We start from the raw sequence: 20,034 nt of genomic DNA, 5'->3' as shown, positions 1-20,034 counted from the left end.
GGTAAAATGCGCCGATGAACGAGACCTTCGACTACGCCCGCTACGACCGCATCCGTCCCCTGCTGTGGACGGGCGATGCCCTGCAACTGCTCGACCAGCGCAAGCTGCCTTTCCAGGTCGAACACGTGGTGTGCGCCACCAGCGACGAGGTCGCCGCGGCGATCCATGCCCTGGCCGTGCGCGGCGCGCCGGCCATCGGCATTGCCGCGGCCTGGGGCACGGTCCTGGCTGGCCGGGACATCGAGGCCGCCGACGGCGCGCAGGCCGCGCAGAAGCTCGAGCCGGCCCTGCAGCGCCTCAGCGCCGCCCGGCCCACCGCGGTCAACCTGGCCTGGGCGCTGGCGCGCATGCGCCGCGTGCTGCAGGCCGCCGGCGCCGACTGGCAGGCGGTGCTCGAACGTGAGGCCGAGGCCATCGCCACCGAGGACCTGGCCGCCAACCGCCACATGGGCGAGCTGGGCGCGGCGCTGATCGCAGAAGGCAGCGGCGTGCTGACCCACTGCAACACCGGCTCGCTGGCCACCGCCGGCTTCGGCACCGCGCTGGGCGTAATCCGCGCCGGCGTGGCCCAGGGGCGCGTGACCCAGGTGTTCGCCGATGAGACCCGCCCGTGGCAGCAGGGCGCGCGCCTGACGGTATGGGAGCTGCAGCAGGACGGCATCGACGCGACCCTGATCGCCGATTCGGCGGCCTCGCACCTGATGAAGACCGGCGCGGTGCAATGGGTCATCGTCGGCGCCGACCGCATCTGCGCCAATGGCGACACCGCCAACAAGATCGGCACCTACCAGCTGGCCATCGCCGCGCGCCACCACGGGCTGAAGTTCATGGTCGTGGCGCCGTCCTCGACCGTGGACATGGACACCGCGAGCGGCGAGGCGATCGAGATCGAAGAGCGCGATCCGGGCGAACTGCACGGCATCGGTGGCGTGCGCACGGTGGCCGAGGGCATCAAGGCCTGGAACCCGGTCTTCGATGTCACCCCGGGCAGCCTGATCGACGCGATCGTGACCGAGAAGGGCGTGGTCGAGCAGCCCACGACCGAGAAGATGCGCGCGGCTTTCGGCTGACGGCGGGCTTTCAACGCTGCTGCGCAGCGCCTTGACAACACCGCATGCGCCAAGCGCGTCCGCAGCAGGGTGGAACCTTCGTCGAAAGTGGGCGCGCGCTGTGGTGTTCCACGCGCAAGTGCTTGATTCAGACAGCTTCCGACCCGGCATCGGGAGGCGGCCGCGTGCTACAATTCCGAGGTTGAAAACCCCTCCAAAATCCATCTGCCGCGGACTCCGTGGCGGCCCGGGTTTTGGCCCGACGTACCGAACACAAGCACGGACCTCGAATGGCTGATCTCGCCAAGGAAATCATCCCCGTCAACCTCGAAGACGAGATGCGCAGGAGCTACCTCGATTACGCCATGAGCGTGATCGTGGGCCGCGCCCTCCCGGACGTCCGGGACGGCCTCAAGCCGGTGCATCGCCGCGTGTTGTACGCGATGAACGAACTTGGCGCGCACGCCAACAAGCCGTACTACAAGTCGGCCCGTATCGTCGGTGACGTGATCGGTAAGTACCACCCGCACGGCGACAGCGCGGTCTACGACACGCTGGTGCGCATGGCGCAGCCGTTCTCGCTGCGCTACCTGCAGATCGACGGGCAGGGCAACTTCGGTTCGGTCGACGGCGACAGCGCGGCGGCCATGCGTTACACCGAGGCGCGCATGTCGCGCTTCAGCCACGAGATCATGGCCGACATCGACAAGGAAACCGTCGATTTCGTGCCCAACTACGACGAGAAGGAATTCGAGCCGTCGGTGATGCCCACGCGCATCCCCAACCTGCTGGTCAACGGCTCGGCCGGCATCGCGGTGGGCATGGCCACCAACATCCCGCCGCACAACCTCACCGAGGTGATCGACGGTCTGATCGCGTTGATCGACAACCCGCTGATCGACATCGATGCGCTGATGGAATACATCCCCGGCCCGGACTTCCCGACCGCCGGCATCATCAACGGCACTGCCGGCATCATCGCCGGCTATCGCACCGGCCGTGGCCGCGTGCGCATGCGCGCCAAGGCCGACGTGGAGGTCGATGACCGCACCGGTCGCGAGGCGATCATCGTCACCGAGATCCCCTACCAGGTGAACAAGGCACGGCTGATCGAAAAGATCGCCGAGCTGGTCAAGGAAAAGAAGCTCGAAGGCATCAGCGAGCTGCGCGACGAGTCCGACAAGGACGGCATGCGCATCTACATCGAGGTCAAGCGCGGCGAGTCGGCCGAGGTGGTCCTCAACAACCTGTATTCGCAGACGCCGATGGAGTCGGTGTTCGGCATCAACATGGTGGCCCTGGTCGACGGCCGCCCGCAGCTGCTCAACCTCAAGCAGATGCTGGAGGCCTTCGTGCGCCACCGCCGCGAGGTGGTGACCCGACGGACCATCTTCGAGCTGCGCAAGGCCCGTGGCCGCGCCCACATCCTCGAAGGCCTGACCGTCGCGTTGGCCAACATCGACGAGATGATCGAGCTGATCAAGACCTCGGCCAATCCCAACGAGGCCCGCGAGCGCATGCTGGCCAAGTCCTGGGAGCCGGGCATGGTCGGCGCGCTGCTCGGCGCCGCTGGCGCGGAGGCCTCGCGCCCTGAAGACCTGCCCAAGGGCGTGGGCTTCATCGATGGCCGCTACCAGCTGACCGAGGTCCAGGCCCAGCAGATCCTGGAGATGCGCCTGCATCGCCTGACCGGGCTGGAGCAGGAAAAGCTCACCGAGGAATACAAGCAACTGCTGGAGACCATCACCGGCCTGATCCGCATCCTGGAAAACCCGGACGTGCTCAAGGAAGTGATCCGCGAGGAACTGCTCAACGTCAAGGCCGAGTTCGGCGACGCGCGCCGCAGCGAGATCCGCCAGAGCGAAGAGGACCTGGACATCCTGGACCTGATCGCGCCGGAAGACATGGTGGTCACCCTCTCGCACTCCGGTTACGCCAAGCGTCAGCCGGCCAGCAGCTACCGCGCGCAGAAGCGCGGCGGCCGCGGGCGCAATGCGGCCTCGATGAAAGACGAGGATTTCATCGACCAGCTGTGGCTGGTCAACACCCATGACACCTTGCTGACCTTCACCAGCAAGGGCCGGGTGTTCTGGCTGGCCGTGCACCAGCTGCCCGAAGCCGGGCCGAACGCGCGCGGCCGGCCGATCATCAACTGGATCCCGCTGGAAGCCGGCGAGCAGGTCCAGGCGGTGCTGCCGATCCGCGAGTACAGCGAAGGCCACTACGTGTTCTTCGCCACCCGCAACGGCACGGTCAAGAAGACCCCGCTGACCGAGTTCGCCTTCCGCCTGGCGCGCGGCAAGATCGCCATCAACCTGGACGAGGGCGACGCGCTGGTCGGCGTGGCCCTGACCGACGGCGAGCGCGATGTGATGTTGTTCGCCTCCAACGGCAAGACCGTGCGCTTCGGCGAAGAGACGGTGCGCTCCATGGGCCGCACCGCCACCGGCGTGCGTGGCATCAAGCTGGCCAAGGGTGAGGACGTGGTCAGCCTGATCGTGGCCGAGCGCGCGGCCAGCGCCGACGAGGCCGAGGATGACACCGCCGAAGAGGCCGCCAGCGACGAGACCGTGCTGGAAACCACCCAGGACGAGGCGGGCTGCTACATCCTCACCGCCACCGAGAACGGCTACGGCAAGCGCACCCCGCTGACCGAGTATCCGCGCAAGGGCCGCGGCACCCAGGGCGTGATCGGCATCCAGACCAATGCCCGCAACGGCAAGCTGGTCGGCGCGCTGCTGCTGGGCAACAGCGACGAGGTGATGCTGATCTCCGACGGTGGCACCCTGGTGCGGACCCGTTCGACCGAGATCTCGCGCGTGGGTCGCAATACCCAGGGCGTCACCCTCATTCGCCTGGGCAAGAACGAGAAGCTGCAGGCCATCGAGCGCCTGGATGCCTCGATCGAAGAGGACGTGCTGGACGCGATCGACGAAGAGGGCACCGGCGCCAGCGAGGCCGTCCAACCCGACGCCTGAAGCCAACCCGGTCGCAGTGGAAGGCCACGGCCGTCCCGCCGCAAGCGGGGCGGCCGTGTTGCATTCGGGGCCGCGTTGCGCGGACCTGCGTTCTATACTTCCGCGCCAGCAAGGGGAGAACGCGAACCATGGATTGTCCGCAGAAGCTCGGCGCAGGCGCGCCGCGATCGATCATCGTGCAGGAGCTGCACGCCGTCTCGAATGTCGCGCCCCTCGCGCGCACGGCCCGGGCGGGGCTGCGGTGGTGCCTGCTGCTGCTGGCGCTGTTCGCCCTGGCCGGCTGTGGTCGCAACAAGACCGGGCAACTGCCCGAAGTCTCCGGCGAAGCGGTCAAGGCCCAGCAGGCCCAGGTGCCCAAGGGCTTCGCCCTGGCCAATGCGTATCCGGACCAGCACGACGGCGAGGTCGCCATCGCCCTGGAGTTCACCGAGCCGCTGGTGGAGTCGCAGGATTTCGACAGCCTGCTGCACGTCACCGACGACAAGGGCGCGGTGGTCAGTGGTAGCTGGGTGCTGGATGACGAGGCCAAGGTGCTGCGTTTCCCCTCGCTGGAGGCCGCGCGCGATTACACGGTCAAGGTCGACGCCGGCCTGTTGGCCGCGTCCGGGCCGCGCCTGGGCAAGGCGGTGGAGCAGGTGGTGCACACCGGGCCGCTGGCGCCGTCGGTGGCTTTTGCCTCGCAGGGCAGCGTGCTGCCGGCGCGCGAATCGCGTGGCCTGCCGGTGGTCTCGCTCAACGTGCCGGAGGTCGACGTCGAGTTCCTGCGCGTGCGCGAGGCCGACCTGCCGCGCTTCTTCGGCGAGTACCAGCGCGGCGGCAGCCGGGGCGCCTGGGACCTGGACCGCACCTACGGCACGCACACCCCGCTGGGCGACATGGCCGACTCGGTCTACCTCAATCGCTTTGAACTCGGCGGCAAGCCCAACGCGCGCACGCTGAGCTACTTGCCGATCCAGGACATCAAGCAACTGCAGGATCCCGGGCTCTACTTCGCGGTGATGAAGCGCGTCGGTCGCTATTCCGAGGAGTTGCAGACTGCGTTCTTCAGCGTGAGCGACCTGGGCCTGCACGCGCGCGCCTACAAGGACACGCTGTTCGTGCACACCGCCTCGCTGGCCACCGGCGAGGCCACCGCGGGCGCGGAGCTGCGCGTGCTCGACGCCAAGGGCGCCACGGTGCTGCGCGGCAAGACCGACGACAACGGCAACGCGCTGCTCAAGTACACGCTGGATGCGGGCCAGGTGCTGATCGCCCAGCGCGGCAAGGACGTGACCCTGCTGCCGTTCAACCAGCCGGCGCTGGACCTGTCCGAGTTCGCCGTGGCCGGGCGCGAGCAGGCCTGGTTCGACGTGTTCGCCTGGTCCGGACGCGATCTGTATCGGCCGGGCGAGACGGTGCGCGTGTCGGCGCTGCTGCGCGATTTCGACGGCAAGCCGGTCAAAGCCGACCAGCCGCTGTACCTGCGCCTGAAGCAGCCCGACGGCAAGGTCTTCCGCGAGACCCGGCTGACCCCGGCCGAGCAGGGGTACTTCTCCTTCGAACAGGCCATCCCCGCCGAAGCCCCGACTGGGCGCTGGCAGGTGGAGTTCCGCACCGATCCGGTCAGCGCGCAGGCGGTGCAGGGCATGAGCCTGCGGATCGAGGAGTTCCTGCCCGAGCGGATGAAGCTGGACCTGTCCGCGCCGGAGACCCTCAAGCCGGCTGCACCGCTGCAGCTGCAGGCCGATGCCGCCTACCTTTACGGCGCGCCGGCCGACGGCAACCGCTTCACTGCCAAGCTGGCCGTGGCGGTGGAGCAGCACCCGCTGGACAAGCTGCCGGGCTGGTTCTTCGGCGATGCCACCGTGGAGCTGCCGCGCGAAGCCAAGGACGTGGTCGACGCCAGCTTCGACGCCAAGGGCCATTTCGCACAGGCGCTGGCGCTGCCCGAGGAGGTCAAGCCGGTGACGCCGGTGGCGGTCATCGTCTCGGGCAGCGTGTACGAGACCGGCGGACGCACGGTCAACCGCACCCTCAAGCGGGTCATGTGGCCGGCCGACGTGCTGGTGGGCGTGCGCCCGCTGTTCGACGATGCGCAAGGGTCCGACGCCAACGCCAATGCCGGCTTCGAACTGGCGCGCTTCAACGCGGCCGGTGCGCGCCAGCCAGGCAAGGGGCTCAAGGTCACCTTGGTGCGCGAGCGTCGTGATTACCACTGGACCCATGACGAGGACACCGGCTGGTCGTTCGACTACACCCAGCGCTTCGAGAACGTCGAGACGCGCACGGTGGATGTCACCGGCGAAGCCACGCGCATCGACTTCCCGGTGGAGTGGGGCGGCTATCGGCTGGAGGTCTTCGACCCGGCCACGGGCCTGACCACGCGCTATCCGTTCACCGCCGGCTGGAGCTGGAGCGACGACAACCGAGGCCTGGACGCACGCCCGGACAAGGTCAAGCTGTCGCTGGACAAGACCGGCTACCGCGCCGGCGACACGCTCAAGGTCACCGCGACCCCGCCGCACGCCGGCAAGGGCGTGCTGATGGTCGAGTCCGATCACATGCTTTACGTCAAGAACGTGGACGTGAAAGCGGGCAGCACTTTCGAAATTCCGGTCACCGAGGATTGGGAACGCCACGATGTCTACGTGACCGCCCTGGTGTTTCGCGGCGGCAGCGCCACCTCCAAGATCACCCCGGCGCGCGCGGTGGGCGTTGCCCACGTGCCGATGGACCGCAGTGCCCGCCGTGTCGCCGTCGGCCTGAAGGTGCCGGAAAAGATGCAGCCCGAGCAGGACCTGGCGGTGACCGTCAGCGTGCCGCAGCTGGCCGGCAAGGCCGCGCACGTGACCGTCTCGGCCGTGGACGTGGGCATCCTCAACATCACCCGCTACCCGGTGCCGGATGCGACCACGCACTTCTTCGCCCAGCGCCGCCTGGGCGTGGATGCGTACGACATCTATGGGCGGGTGATCGAGAGTTTCGCCGGTGACACCGCGCGCATGCGCTTCGGCGGCGACATGGCACTGGGGCCGTTGCCGCAGGCACGCCGCCCCACCGCGCGGGTGCAGACGGTGGACCTGTTCGCCGGGCCAGTGAAGCTGGACACCAAGGGCAATGCACGCGTGCTGCTGCACGTGCCGGACTTCAACGGCACCCTGCGCGTGTCGGCGCTGGTGTATTCGGACAGCGACTATGGCAGCCGCGATGCGCAGACCGTGGTGCGCGCGCCCATCGTGGCCGAGGCCAGCCTGCCGCGCGTGCTGGCGCCGGGCGACCGCTCCATGGTCACGCTGGACGTGCAGAACTTCACCGGCAAGGCGGGGACCTTCAAGGTGCAGGTCGATGGCAGCGGTCCTGTGGCGGTGGGCGAGGGCAGCCGCAGCGCGCAGCTGGCCGACGGGGCCAAGACCACGTTGAGTTTCCCGCTGACCGCGCGCGAGGGCTACCAGACCGCCCAGGTGCGCGTGCGCGTGGAAGGTGGCGCGACCGGCTTCAAGGTGGATCGCCATTACGACGTGCCGGTGCGGGCCGGCTGGCCCAGCGTGGTGCGCGCCGAGAGCCGGGTGATCGATCCGCTTGCGCCGGTGACCATGGGCGCCGGCTTCGCCGATGGCCTGATGCCCGGCTCGGTCAATGCGCGCATGGTGGTCAGCGCGCTGCCGCCGATCCCCTTCGCCGCCGCGCTGGAGAACCTGCTCAAGTACCCCTACGGCTGCATCGAGCAGACCACCAGCAAGGGCTACGGCGCACTGTTGATGGACCAGGCCACGGCCGAGCTGCTGGGCACCCGCGGACTGGACGCGGACACGCGCCAAGCGCGGATGGAAGGCGCGTTCGGCCGCATCGCCTCGATGCAGGTGGCCAACGGCAACTTCTCGATGTGGGGCGATGACAGCGACGTGGTGCCCTACATCACGCCGTACGTGACCGAGTTCCTGCTCGACGCGCGCGATGCCGGCTTCGCCGTGCCTGACGCGGTCCTGCAGAAGGCGCTCAAGCGCCTCAGCGAGGACCTGCTGTCCGGTGGCAACCAGTTCTACGGCGCGGATTTCCGCGACCACCTGCGCTTCGCCAACCGTGCCTATGCCGGCTACGTGCTGGCGCGGGTGGGCCGCGCGCCGCTGGGCACGCTGCGGGCGTTGTACGACAACGACCGGGTCAAGTCGATGACCGGCCTGCCGCTGGTGCATCTGGGTATTGCGCTGTCGCTGCAAGGTGACACCAAGCGTGGCGCGCGCGCGATCGCGCTGGGTTTCGACAAGCGCGGTGACCGCCCACGCTACCTGGGCGATTACGGCACCCGCCTGCGCGATGACGCGTTGATGCTGGCCCTGGTGCGCGAGCGCAAGCTGTCCAGGCCCGAATACGACGCACGCGTGGTCGACCTGGGGCGCGAGCTGGACGAGCGTCGCAAGGCGCGCTGGTTCTACCTGAGCACGCAGGAACAGGTGGCCCTGGCGCGGCTCGGCAAGTCGCTGCTGGCCGACGGCCAGGCCAAGACGCTGTCCGGCACCTGGGCGGCCGACGGCGGCACCGAGGCCATCGGCGAGCGCCGCCTGTTCGCGCGCGCCTTCGACGGCGACACCCTGGCCAAGGGCGTGACGTTCACCCCGCAGGGCACCGTGCCCCTGTACGCCAGCCTGGAGGTGGCCGGCGTGCCGCGCACCGCACCGGCCGAGGACAAGTCCCAGATCGGGGTGGAGCGGCGCTACTACACAACCGATGGCAAGCCGTGGACCGGCAGCACCCTCAAGGAGGGCGAGGCGCTCATCGTGGGCCTGCGCATCACCGCCGACACCGCCATGCCGGACGCGCTGCTCACCGACCTGCTGCCGGCCGGACTGGAGATCGAGAACTTCAACCTCTCCGACGCCAAGCAGTGGGCCGACGTGGTGGTCGACGGCATCAACATCACCGAGCGCGGCGACGCGGCCGACGTCAAGCACGAGGAGTTCCGTGACGACCGCTACGTGGCGGCCCTGCGCCTGGGTCAGGGCGGCAGCGGCGCCAAGGTCTTCTACCTTGTCCGCGCCGTCACCCCCGGGACCTACACCGTGCCGCCGCCGCTGGTGGAGGACATGTATCGCCCGGACATCCGCGGTGTCGGCGCGTCCACGCCGACGACGATCACGGTGGTACAGCCGTGAATCAGGCAGCGCCCAGGGGCGGCGTCAAGGGATGACGCAGCTGGAGCAAACGTTTCCGATCCAGCGGGAAGTAGGACAGGAACTTCCCGTTCCTTCGCGGTGGCGGCCCACGATCGCCTCTATCGTCGACGCGTTCTGCGAAGGGGATTTTTCCTTGGCACGTGGGATTGAGGGCGCCCATCTTTCCAATGCGTTGGACGGCGCCTGGCTGGCGCAACAGGTGGAGGGATACGGCGCCACGCTTGATCGGCTTTCACCGCAGGCCTGGCAGACATCGATTTGTGTCTGGATGGGCGAGTGGTGGGAGGCGCTGATCGATCTCTTCACGCTTGAGGAAGGCAGAAGTGATCTGGTCCTGTTTCTCCGCATCTATCAGCGAGAAGCGTCTTACGACTTTGAAGTCAGTTCGCTTCACGTGCCGTGATCCTGGATAAGAGAGTGATCTTCTGGCGGATCCTGCGCTGGACCACGGCAGCGGGGCTGGTCGCGCTGCTGGTCCTGGACTTCGCCTTCCCGCCGCCCCTGCCTAAGGCCCGCGACACCAGTACCTTGGTGGTGGCGCGTGACGGGACGCCGCTGCGGGCTTTCGCCGATGAAGAAGGTGTCTGGCGCTATCCGGTCCCGCCGGACGGGGTGTCGCCGCTGTACGTGCAGGCACTGCTGACCTACGAGGACCGCTGGTTCTGGCGCCATCCGGGAATCAATCCGGTGGCGCTGCTACGCGCAGGGTGGCAGCTGGTCTCGCGTGGGCACATCGTGTCCGGCGGCTCGACGCTGACCATGCAGGTCGCGCGCCTGCTGGATGAGGGCAGCACGCGCACGCCGTGGGGCAAGGCGGTACAGATGCTGCGCGCGGTGCAGCTGGAGGTGCACCTGTCCAAGGCGCAGATCCTCGACCTGTACCTCGAACGCGCGCCCTTCGGCGGCACCATCGAGGGCGTGGAGGCCGCCAGCTGGGCCTACCTCGGCAAGCCCGCCTCGCGCCTGTCGCGTGCCGAGGCGGCGTTGCTGACCGTGCTGCCGCAGTCGCCCAGCCGCCTGCGGCCGGATCGCCATCCGCAGGCCGCCCAGGCCGCGCGCGACAAGGTGCTGGCGCGCATGGTGGCCCTGGGGGTGTGGACCCAGGCGCAGGTCGACGATGCACGCATCGAACCGGTGGTCGCGCGTTCCCTGCAGCCGCCGATGCGCGCGGCGTTGCTGGCGCGACGCCTGCACCTGCAGCAGCCGCGCGCATCGCGGATCGTGTCCACGCTGGACGCCGACCTGCAGCGCACGCTGGAGGATCGGGTGACGGCGTACTTCTCCGATCTGCCCGAGCGCACCTCCGCCGCGCTGCTGGTGGTCGACAACGCCACGATGGAGGCCCGCGCCTATGTCGGCTCGGTGAAGTTCGGCGATGCCAAGCGCCTGGGCCATGTGGACATGGTGCGGGCCTGGCGCTCGCCGGGTTCCACCCTCAAGCCCTTCCTCTACGGGCTGGCGCTGGACGATGGGCTGATCCATTCCGAAAGCCTGCTGGTGGATGCGCCTCAGGGCTTCGGCGGCTACCGGCCGGGTAACTTCGATGCGGCCTTCAACGGTCCGGTCGGCGTGGCCGAGGCCTTGCGCCTGTCGCTCAACGTGCCGGCGGTCGACGTGCTGGACCGGGTCGGGCCAGCGCGGTTTGCCGCGCGCCTGGCCAATGCCGGCATCGACCTGCATTTCCCGCGAGGCGCCAAGCCGAACCTGGCGCTGATCCTGGGCGGCACCGGGGCCCGGCTGGAAGACCTGGTCGGCGCATTCGCCGCCTTCAACCGCGGTGGTCTGGCCGGACGCGTGCGCTATACACCGGATGCGCCGACCGCGGACCGGCGCCTGCTCTCACCGGGCGCGGCCTGGATCATCCGCCAGATCCTGCAGGATCATCCGCGCCCCGGCTATGCGCTGGACACCTTCGACACCGCCAGCCGCCCCCCGGTGGCGTGGAAGACCGGCACCAGTTACGGCTATCGCGATGCCTGGGCGATCGGCGGCACGCGCCGCTACACCGTGGGGGTGTGGGTCGGACGTCCGGACGGCACGCCGTTGCCGGGCCAGTACGGCGCGGTGACGGCGCTGCCGCTGATGTTCGAGGTGATCGACAGCCTGCCGCGCGCGCGCGGCGATGCAATGCTCACCCCGGCGCCGCCCAGCGTGGCGCAGGTGGACGTGTGCTGGCCGCTGGGCCTGCCGCCCGACCCGCAGGCGCCGCAGCTGTGCCAGAAGCGCCTGCAGGCCTGGACCCTGGACGGCAACGTGCCGCCGACCTTCCCCGAGCGCGAGGCGCGGCTGTGGCATGGCGGCGTGGAGCGCTTCACCCGTGATGCGGCGACCGGCCAGCGCCTGTCGCCGCAGTGCGCTGAGCGGCACGTGGCCGAGCCCGCGCAGATCGCACGCTGGCCGGCGTTGGCGGCCCCGTGGCTGACCCAGGCCGAGCGCACGGCCTCGCGCCTGCCCGCGTTGGCGGCGGACTGCGCCCCGGATGGCCGTGACGCGGTGGAAACCCTGCGCATCGAAGGCCTCAATGACCGTGCGACGATCGCCCGTGCGCCCGGCAGCCTGAAACCGGCCACCGTGCGCCTGCGGGCGCTGGGCACCGAGGCCCAGGTGCAGTGGCTCTTGGACGGACGCTGGATCGCCACCACCCAGGGGCGGCGCAGTTTCGAGCAGGGTTTCGACCAGCCCGGCGAGCACACGCTCACTGCGCTCGCCGAAAGCGGCGCGTGGACGACCTTGCGGTTCGAGGTGCTGCGTTGAAGCAGGCGCCCATCCCCCCGTAGAGCGGAGCTTGCTCCGCTGAGGTCTTACCGGCGCGGGTCTCATCGAAGCGCTGCGGAGCAAGCTCCGCTCTACAGCGGGATGCTGCTGTCGCTCGATGTGTGTGATGCAAAAAAAGCGGGCGCCCTTGGGCGCCCGCTTCGTACCGATTCTTAGGGGTCCAACTATTTGCCGATCCAGCCTTCCAGCATGTCGGCGAACTCGTCGGCGTGCTCTTCTTCCTGGGCCAGGATCGATTCCAGGATGCGCTTGGTGGTGGTGTCCTTGTCGCCGATGTAGTTGATCATCTGGCGATAGCTGTCGATGGCGATGCGCTCGGCAATGAGGTTTTCCTTGACCATGTCGCGCAGGTCGGTGCCTTCCTTGTACTCGGCGTGCGAGCGCGCGGTCAGCGTGTCGGGGTTGAGATCCGGCTCACCGCCCAGCTGCACGATGCGCTCGGCCAACTTGCCTGCGTGATCCTGCTCCTGCTGGGCGTGTTCGAGGAACTCGGCCTTGACCGAATCGGCCAGCATGCCCTTGGCCATGAAGTAGTGGCGGTAGTAGCGCAGCACGCACACGTACTCGGTTGCCAGGGCCTCGTTGAGCAGCTTGATCACTTCCTTGCGGTCGGCGGTATAGCTGCCGGTGATGGCGCCGTCCTCGATGCTCTTGCGCGCGTTCGCACGCAGCGTGTCGCGGTCGGACAGCTCGTTGGCGTCGGTGTGGTCGAACTTGGTCTTGGCTGATGTCTTGGACATTGGCAGGCCTCTTTGGGTGAGGGAAAGAAAGTAGGGATGAAACGTCAGTCGGGAAGCTGTTCGAGCACGTGCTCGGCCGAGGACACCTTGAATTCGCCAGGCGCTTCGACCCAGACCTGCTTGACCACGCCGTCCTCGGCATAGAGGGCATAGCGGCGCGAGCGCAGACCCATGCCGTTGCCGCTCAGGTCGATGTCCAGCCCGAGGGCGCGGGTCAGGTCGCCGCTGCCATCGGCCAGCATCTGCAGGCCGTCGGGGACACCCAATGACTCACCCCACGCCTTCATGACAAAGGCGTCGTTGACCGACACGCAGTACACGTGGATGCCGCGTTTGAGGAAGTCGTCGTAGTGCGCGATGAAGCCCGGCAGATGCTTCTCGGAGCAGGTCGGAGTGAAGGCGCCGGGGACGCCGAACATCACGACCTTCTGGGCATTGAACAGCGTCGGCGTATCGACCGTCTCCACGCCCTGACGGATACGGGTGACAGTAACTTCCGGGATGCGCTGTCCGCTTTCGATGGTCATGGTCGCTCTGACTGAATGGGTGCCGGGCGGAGGTGCCCGCGCATGAACGCCACCCTAGAAGCCCGCGCGGAAAGGCCGCGTCAAAACCCTTGAAAACGCCTGGGCGGCGCTTATCTGTTGGTCATGGAGGCCGAGGGCCCCTGCCGCGCCGGTCCCTCGGCATGTCGGCAACCGAACAGGAGAAGACAACATGCGTTACGTGCATTATCAGGGTGGTTTCCCGCGCGTGGGCCAGGCCGATCTGGGCCGCGTGTTCGAGCGTTTCGTGCAGAACGGGAGCAGCGAGGGCTGGACGCCGCAGGTCGACGTGAAGGAAGAAGCCGGGCGGTTCGTGATCTACGCCGACCTGCCGGGCGTGGACCTGGACGCGATCGAGGTCCAGATGGACAAGAACGTGCTCAGCATCCGCGGCGAGCGTGCGGCGCCGGCCGTCGGTGAGCAGGAGCGGTTCTCGCGCCAGGAGCGCCGCCACGGCGCGTTCGTGCGCAACTTCACCCTGCCGGAGACGGCCGATGCCGACGGCATCGTGGCCACCGGGCGCAACGGCGTGCTGGAGGTCGTGATTCCCAAGCGCGCCGAACTGGCCCCGCGGCGGATCCAGGTGGGTCGCGAGTCGATCCAGTAACCTGTGCAGGTGGGCCCGGTCTGCCGGGCCAGTGTCAGCGGGCGCAGGGCGGTCTCCAGCCGCCCTGGGCCAGGATCAAGCCCGTGACTGCAAGGTCGCGGGCTTTCTTGCGGAGGTGCGATGGAATTCAAGGATTACTACCAGACCCTGGGCGTCGAGCCGACGGCGGGCGAGGCGGAGATCAAGACGGCGTATCGCCGCCTGGCCCGCAAGTATCACCCCGACGTCAGCAAGGAGGCCGACGCCGAGGAGCGATTCAAGGCCGTCAACGAGGCCTACGAGGCATTGCGCGATCCTGAAAAACGCGCGGCCTACGACCAGCTCAAGGCGCGCGGCTACCGGCCGGGCCAGGAATACCAGCCGCAGGATTTCGGCGGTGGGGGGGTTGGCGGTGGGCAGGGCTTCGACTTCGAGGAAGTGTTCGGCAGCGGTGGCGGCGGTGCCGGCTTCAGCGATTTCTTCGAGAACCTGTTCGGCCAGCGCGCCCGTGGCGGTGCCGGACCGGGCTTTTCGAGCGGACAGGCGCCCAGGGGCGACACCCGCGCCAAGTTGTCGGTGCCGCTCAAGGCGGTCTACGAGGGCAGCAGCATCCGGGTCACCGTCAACGGCAAGCAGCTGGAAGTGCGGGTGCCCAAGGGCATCAAACCTGGCCAGTCGATCCGGCTGGGAGGGCAAGGTACCAGCGGCGGCAACCTGCTGCTGGAGATCGAATATGCGGCCGACCCGCAGTTCGAGGTCGACGGGCGCAACATCATCCACGTCCTTCAGGTCACGCCCTGGCAGGCGGCGCTGGGCGCCACGGTCAGCGTGCCGACCCTGGGTGGGTCGGTGGACCTGAAGATCCCGCCCGATTCCGACGCCGGTCGCAAGCTGCGCCTGCGCGGTCGCGGACTGCCGGGCAGCCCGGCGGGCGACCAGATCGTCGAGTTGGAGATCACCGCCCCGCGCGCCACGACCGATGCCAAGCGCAAGGCCTACGAAAAGCTGGCCAAGGCTTTCGCCGACGATTAGCCGGAGCGGTCGATCGCTTGGTGTTTGATAACCGGAACGGGCGCCTTGCGGCGCCCGTTCCGTGTCTGCCGGTGATGGCCCTCAGGTGCCGGGCGCGGCAGCTCCATCGGCCAGGATGCGCTCGATCACCTCGGACAGTTCGTCTTCGGAGAACGGTTTGGTCAGATAGGCCTTGGCCCCCTGGCGCATGCCCCACATGCGGTCGGTGTCCTGGTCCTTGGTGGTGACCAGGATGACCGGGATGTGCCGGGTGGTGCTCTCGCGGCTGAGCTGGCGCGTGGCCTGGAAGCCGTTGAGATTGGGCATCACCACATCCATCAACACCATGTCCGGCAGCTCGCGCTTGGCCACTTCCACGCCCTGGGCGCCGTCTTCGGCAGTGATCCAGTCGTGCCCCAGCTTTTCGACGATGCGCTGAATGCCCAGCAGCTGCGACGGAGAGTCGTCGACGATGAGAATGCGTGCCATGCGGTACCCCTGTTTGTCCCCGGCTCGATTGTAGAGGCTGTTCATCGACAAGGTAATACGCCGGTGACCGGTCGGGGTCACGGATGTTCCGTTCGTCTGGAGCCCTGGCCAGATGCCTGCGCGGCCGCCGTCCAGGCGCGCGGGGATGCAGCGGCCAAAAGGCTGCGGCAGGTCACATTCCTAACGCCAGGCCCGGTGCGGTGAGCGCGTGGGCGGGCGCTCACGCAGCGCTGGGTCAGGACGGAGTGCTGCAATGAGGGGGAAAGCGGGCCGTGCGGTCCGCCGGCAAAGGCCCATCGCGATAGAGCTGGCATGCCATGGCGTCCAGACGTTCAGCGGCCTGGCAGAACACATCCGGGACGGGCGCCGGCGTTCCCGCAGCCCGTTCCTGTGAGCGCGCATCGCGCGCGCAGGGCACGGCGTAGACGCGCGTTGCCTTGACCTGATGGGCCGTGGCGACCGTGATGCTGGTCGAAGGCATGTCCGTGATCTGCGCGCTGTAGTCATCGCGCAGTTGATCGAAATGACCCTGGCGCAGGGTCTCCAGCAACGCGGTGGTGTCGGTGGCCGGAATCTGGCCGTGGATCAGGATCGGCGCGGAGGCGGTGCTGGTGTCTGCGGCGGCCTTGCGCGCGGTGGCATCGGAGCCTGGCCGGCTGGGCAGCGACAGGGTCGCTTGACCATCCGCCTTGAGCACCAGCGTGAACGTGGCGCACGCACCGAAGCAGGGCGAGCGCTCCAGGGTGACTTGCGTGATCGGGTCGTCGGCAGTCGCCGCGCTCGGTGCCGCGGCGTCGGGCAGGTGGCTGCAGCTGGCGATGAGCAAGGGCAGGCCAAGCGTGAGGGCCAGGCGGGCGAGCGGCATGTCGAAGCGTCGCATGGAGGCGTCCTTGCGCTGGATGGAGGTGTCGAGCTTACTTGAGCGTCTGTGCACGCTTTTCATCGATCCACTTGGAGGCCTGGGCCGGGGTATAGGCCCGCATCCAGGTCAGCAGGGCGCCGATGTCCTCGCCGTACCACAGGTCGGCGCGCTGGTCGGTGTGCAGGAAGCGCTCTTCCACCATGCGGTCGATCATCCCGATCAGCGGCGCGTAAAACCCGTCCATGTCCAGGAACGCACAGGGCTTGTTCCCGATCCCCAGCTGGCGCCAGGTCAGCATCTCGAAGATCTCTTCCATCGTGCCGAAGCCGCCGGGCAGGGTGACGAAGCCGTCGGCCAGCTCGAACATGCGCATCTTGCGTTCGTGCATGGAGCCGACGATCTCCAGCGTGGTCAGGCCGCGGTGGGCGACCTCCCAGTCGGCCAGCTGTTTGGGGATCACGCCGGTGACCTCGCCGCCGGCTTCCAGCACCGCGTTGGCCACCGTGCCCATCAGGCCCACGTTGCCGCCGCCGTAGACCAGGCGCAGGCCATCGGCCGCCAGGCGCTTGCCGAGTTCGGCGGCACGCTGCGCGTAGACGGGCTTGCTGCCGGCATTGGAGCCGCAATAGACACAGACGGATTTCATAGGGGGACTCCAGGAGACATCGGAAGAAGAATCACTCGGGTCGTCGCAGCGCGCGGCGCAGGCCCCGTGCCAGGGCGACCCGCCCGCCGCCCAGCAGGACGATGGCGAGCGTATAGAGCAGGTAGGGATGAATGCCGAACAAGGTGGCGGCGGCAAGCGCGACCAACCCTGCGGCCATCGCCGTGAAGCCTGCCCATTTGAGTGTGCGGATCGACGCCATGTCCAAGCCTTGGCCGGCAGGGGAAACGAAAGAAGGCTCCGCCCTGCGGCGAAGCCTCCTTCCCACCACGGTGTGTGGACTCAGTTCGCCTTGTGGATGGCGCGCTTGTCCACGGCCATGGCCGCGTCGTGCACCACTTCGGACAGCGAAGGGTGGGCGTGGCAGATGCGGGCCAGGTCGTCGGCCGAGCCACTGAACTCCATGGTCAGCACGCCTTCGTGGACCAGCTCGGAGACGTTCACGCCCACCAGGTGCATGCCCAGCACGCGGTCGGTCTCGGCATGGGCCAGCACCTTGACGAAGCCCGCCGGCTCGGCCATCGCCACGGCGCGGCCGTTGGCGGCGAACGGGAAGCTGCCGGCCTTGTACGGCACGCCCTCGTCCTTGAGCTGCTGCTCGGTCTTGCCGACCCAGGCGATTTCCGGTTCGGTGTAGATGACCCACGGGATGGTGTCGAAGTTGACGTGGCCCGGCAGGCCGGCGATCAGCTCGGCCACGGCGATGCCTTCCTCGAAGCCCTTGTGCGCCAGCATCGGGCCGCGCACGCAGTCGCCGATCGCCCAGACGCCATCGACGCCGGTGTGGCAGTGCTCGTCGACCACGATCTGGCCGCGCTCGTTGAGCTGCACGCCAGTGCCCTCGGCCAGCACGCCCTTGGTCGCGGCGCGGCGGCCCACGGCCACCAGCAGCTTGTCCACGGTCAGGGTCTGCTCGCCGTCCTTGTCGGTGTAGCTGACGAGGACTTCCTTCTTCTTGCCCTTGCCGGTGATCTCGGTCGCGCTGACCTTGGCGCCCAGCTTGATGTCCAGGCCCTGCTTCTTGAACTCCTTGGCAGCGGTCTTGGCCACTTCCGCGTCGGCCACGGCCAGGAAGTCCGGCAGGGCCTCCAGGATGGTGACCTCGGCGCCCAGGCGCTTCCACACGCTGCCCAGCTCCAGGCCGATCACGCCCGCGCCGATCACCGCCAGGCGCTTGGGCACCTCGGTGAAGTCCAGCGCGCCGACGTTGTCGACGATGTACTCGTTGTCGAACTTGGCGAACGGCAGCTCGATCGAATCCGAGCCGGCGGCCAGGATCACGTTGGTGCCCTGCAGCTCGACCTCGGTGTCGTCATGCTGCTTGACCTTGACCAGGTTGCCCGGCTGCAGCTGGGCGAAGCCGTAGTAGGCGGTGACCTTGTTGGCCTTGAACAGCATCGCGATGCCGCCGGTGAACTGCTTCACGATCTTGTCCTTGCGGCCGACCATGGTCGCCACATCGATCTTGGCGTCCTTGAAGGTGATGCCGTGGTCGCCGAACAGATGACCCATGTTCCAGAACTGCCGCGAGGAATCGAGCATCGCCTTGGACGGGATGCAGCCCACGCGCAGGCAGGTGCCGCCCAGGGCGGGCTTGCCGTCCTTGCCCAGCGCCGCATCGACGCAGGCGACCTTCATGCCCAGCTGCGCGGCGCGGATGGCCGCGTGATAGCCGGCCGGGCCGGCACCGATGACGACGACGTCGTAGTTCTCTGCCATTTCAGATTTCCTTTGCCTTTCCCTTCCCCGTGTTCGAGGGAAGGTGGCGCTGAGCGCCGGATGAGGGTTCGGCGGAGCAGGGCAGGCCTGGCGCCGAGTGCTGCCTGATATGAGGTGAGTCTCCGGCGAAATGCCTTCGTCCGGCCCTCACCCCAACCCCTCTCTCCCACGGGACTTGCTTCGGTCGCCGTCGGGAGAGGGGCTTCAAGGCAGTTACAGACCGAACAGCATGCGGCCCGGGTTTTCCAGCTGGTTCTTGATGTCCACCAGGAACTGCACCGAGTCCTTGCCGTCGATGATGCGGTGATCGTAGGACAGCGCCAGGTACATCATCGGGGCGATCACGACCTGGCCGTTCTCGGCGATCGGGCGTTCCTTGATGGCGTGCATGCCCAGGATGGCGCTCTGCGGCGGGTTGATGATCGGCGTGGACAGCAGCGAGCCGAAGGTGCCGCCATTGGTGATGGTGAAGGTGCCACCCTGCAGGTCGTCCAGGCCCAGCTTGCCGGCGCGCGCCTTGGCGGCGTAGTCGGCGATGCCCTGTTCGACGTCGGCGAAGGACTGACGCTCGACGTTGCGCAGCACCGGGGTCACCAGGCCCTTGTCGGTCGACACGGCGATCGAAATGTCGCTGTAGCCGTGGTAGATGATGTCGTCGCCGTCGATGGAGGCGTTGACCAGCGGGAAGCGCTGCAGCGCGTTGGCGGCGGCCTTCACGAAGAAGCTCATGAAGCCCAGCTTGATGCCGTGGGCCTTCTGGAACTCTTCCTGCAGCTCCTTGCGCGCGGCCGACACCTTGGCGAGGTTGACCTCGTTGAAGGTGGTCAGCATGGCGGTGGAGTTCTTGGACTCCATCAGGCGCTTGGCGATGGTCCTGCGCACGCGCGTCATCGGCACGCGCTCTTCCGGACGGGCGCCGGAGGCCTTGCCCACGCCGCCGCCGGCGGCGAACTTGACGATGTCTTCCTTGGTGACCGCGCCGCGGCGGCCGGTGCCTTCGACCTGGGCCGGGTCCACGCCCTCGGTGATGGCCGAGAAGCGCGCGCCCGGGGGCAGCGAAGCGGTATCGCCGGCCGCCTTGGGCGCCTCGGCCTTGGTGGCCTTCGGTGCTTCGGCCGCCTTGGGTGCGTCGGCCTTGGCAGCCGGCTTCACTTCTTCCTCGGCCGGCTTGGACGGCGCGGCCTCGGCAGCGGCGCCTTCCTCGATGATGGCCAGCAGGTGCGAGGAGGTAACGGTGTCGCCTTCCTGGAACTTGATTTCCTTCAGCACGCCATCGACGGGCGAGGGCACTTCCAGGACGACCTTGTCGGTCTCCAGGTCCACCAGGTTCTCGTCGCGCTTGACGGCGTCACCGGCCTTCTTGTGCCAGCTTGCGATGGTGGCGTCGGAAACGGATTCGGGAAGTACCGGAACTTTGACTTCGGTTGCCATGCGGGGAACGTCCTAGATTTCTCGTCGGGTAGGTA

The 20,034-nt window shown here is 68.0% G+C and carries 15 protein-coding genes; 7 read left to right on the top strand and 8 right to left on the bottom strand.

The features are described 5' to 3' along the window. Positions 1 to 14 precede the first annotated feature (14 nt). From mtnA to pbpC, 5 genes are all read left to right on the top strand, one after another. Positions 15 to 1,070: an S-methyl-5-thioribose-1-phosphate isomerase gene (gene mtnA / locus PJ250_RS18370; RefSeq protein WP_271646054.1), complete on the top strand. Its 1,056-nt coding sequence runs from the start codon at positions 15 to 17 to the stop codon at positions 1,068 to 1,070. A 269-nt stretch (positions 1,071 to 1,339) separates the two neighbouring features. Continuing rightward, positions 1,340 to 4,027: a DNA gyrase subunit A gene (gene gyrA / locus PJ250_RS18365; RefSeq protein ID WP_271646053.1), complete on the top strand. Its 2,688-nt coding sequence runs from the start codon at positions 1,340 to 1,342 to the stop codon at positions 4,025 to 4,027. A gap of 128 nt (positions 4,028 to 4,155) precedes the next feature. Further along, positions 4,156 to 9,156, top strand: coding sequence for an alpha-2-macroglobulin family protein (locus PJ250_RS18360; protein WP_271646052.1), 5,001 nt, complete (start codon positions 4,156 to 4,158; stop codon positions 9,154 to 9,156). A 31-nt stretch (positions 9,157 to 9,187) separates the two neighbouring features. Continuing rightward, positions 9,188 to 9,580 (top strand): DUF7668 domain-containing protein, encoded by a 393-nt coding sequence (locus tag PJ250_RS18355; RefSeq protein WP_271646051.1) that lies wholly within the window; start codon positions 9,188 to 9,190, stop codon positions 9,578 to 9,580. After that, positions 9,577 to 11,931 carry a penicillin-binding protein 1C gene (gene pbpC / locus PJ250_RS18350; RefSeq protein WP_271646050.1) on the top strand — a complete coding sequence of 785 codons (2,355 nt, stop codon included), beginning with the start codon at positions 9,577 to 9,579 and terminating at the stop codon, positions 11,929 to 11,931. Before PJ250_RS18355 ends, pbpC begins: the two co-directional genes overlap by 4 nt. A 185-nt stretch (positions 11,932 to 12,116) precedes the next feature. On the opposite strand, the gene PJ250_RS18345 is transcribed toward pbpC, so the two are convergent. Beyond that, a complete protein-coding gene (locus tag PJ250_RS18345; protein ID WP_271646049.1) occupies positions 12,117 to 12,692 on the bottom strand; it encodes a ferritin-like domain-containing protein in 576 nt (191 codons plus the stop codon). A 44-nt stretch (positions 12,693 to 12,736) separates the two neighbouring features. Then, a complete protein-coding gene (locus PJ250_RS18340) occupies positions 12,737 to 13,219 on the bottom strand; it encodes a peroxiredoxin (protein ID WP_271646048.1) in 483 nt (160 codons plus the stop codon). A gap of 190 nt (positions 13,220 to 13,409) precedes the next feature. On the opposite strand from PJ250_RS18340, the gene PJ250_RS18335 reads away from it, so the two are divergent. Then, positions 13,410 to 13,844 (top strand): Hsp20/alpha crystallin family protein, encoded by a 435-nt coding sequence (locus PJ250_RS18335; protein ID WP_271646047.1) that lies wholly within the window; start codon positions 13,410 to 13,412, stop codon positions 13,842 to 13,844. Positions 13,845 to 13,964: 120 nt separating this feature from the next. Next, entirely contained in the window at positions 13,965 to 14,855 is an 891-nt protein-coding gene (locus PJ250_RS18330; RefSeq protein WP_271646046.1) for a DnaJ C-terminal domain-containing protein, read from the top strand. Positions 14,856 to 14,936: 81 nt separating this feature from the next. Here the strand turns inward: PJ250_RS18330 and pilH are convergent, their stop codons facing one another. The 6 genes from pilH to sucB all read right to left on the bottom strand — a co-directional run bounded on the left by pilH (position 14,937) and on the right by sucB (position 19,999). Beyond that, complete coding sequence (gene pilH / locus PJ250_RS18325) at positions 14,937 to 15,323, bottom strand: twitching motility response regulator PilH (protein ID WP_271646045.1); 387 nt, start codon at positions 15,321 to 15,323, stop codon at positions 14,937 to 14,939. A gap of 235 nt (positions 15,324 to 15,558) precedes the next feature. Further along, positions 15,559 to 16,257, bottom strand: coding sequence for a DUF6438 domain-containing protein (locus tag PJ250_RS18320; RefSeq protein ID WP_271646044.1), 699 nt, complete (start codon positions 16,255 to 16,257; stop codon positions 15,559 to 15,561). Then, a complete protein-coding gene (locus PJ250_RS18315) occupies positions 16,238 to 16,831 on the bottom strand; it encodes an LOG family protein (protein ID WP_271646043.1) in 594 nt (197 codons plus the stop codon). The genes PJ250_RS18320 and PJ250_RS18315 overlap by 20 nt, the downstream gene beginning before the upstream one ends. 31 nt (positions 16,832 to 16,862) lie before the next feature. Further along, positions 16,863 to 17,051, bottom strand: a complete 189-nt coding sequence (locus PJ250_RS18310) for a hypothetical protein (RefSeq protein ID WP_271646042.1) — start codon at positions 17,049 to 17,051, stop codon at positions 16,863 to 16,865. Between the two features lie 80 nt (positions 17,052 to 17,131). After that, positions 17,132 to 18,568 carry a dihydrolipoyl dehydrogenase gene (gene lpdA / locus PJ250_RS18305; protein ID WP_271646041.1) on the bottom strand — a complete coding sequence of 479 codons (1,437 nt, stop codon included), beginning with the start codon at positions 18,566 to 18,568 and terminating at the stop codon, positions 17,132 to 17,134. Positions 18,569 to 18,781: 213 nt separating this feature from the next. After that, positions 18,782 to 19,999, bottom strand: a complete 1,218-nt coding sequence (sucB, locus tag PJ250_RS18300; protein WP_271646040.1) for a dihydrolipoyllysine-residue succinyltransferase — start codon at positions 19,997 to 19,999, stop codon at positions 18,782 to 18,784. Positions 20,000 to 20,034: the final 35 nt, after the last annotated feature.

The organism is Pseudoxanthomonas sp. JBR18, assembly GCF_028198165.1.
In the GTDB taxonomy this organism is placed as follows: Bacteria; Pseudomonadota; Gammaproteobacteria; order Xanthomonadales; family Xanthomonadaceae; genus Pseudoxanthomonas_A.
This window is presented reverse-complemented; position numbering and strand designations above follow the sequence as displayed.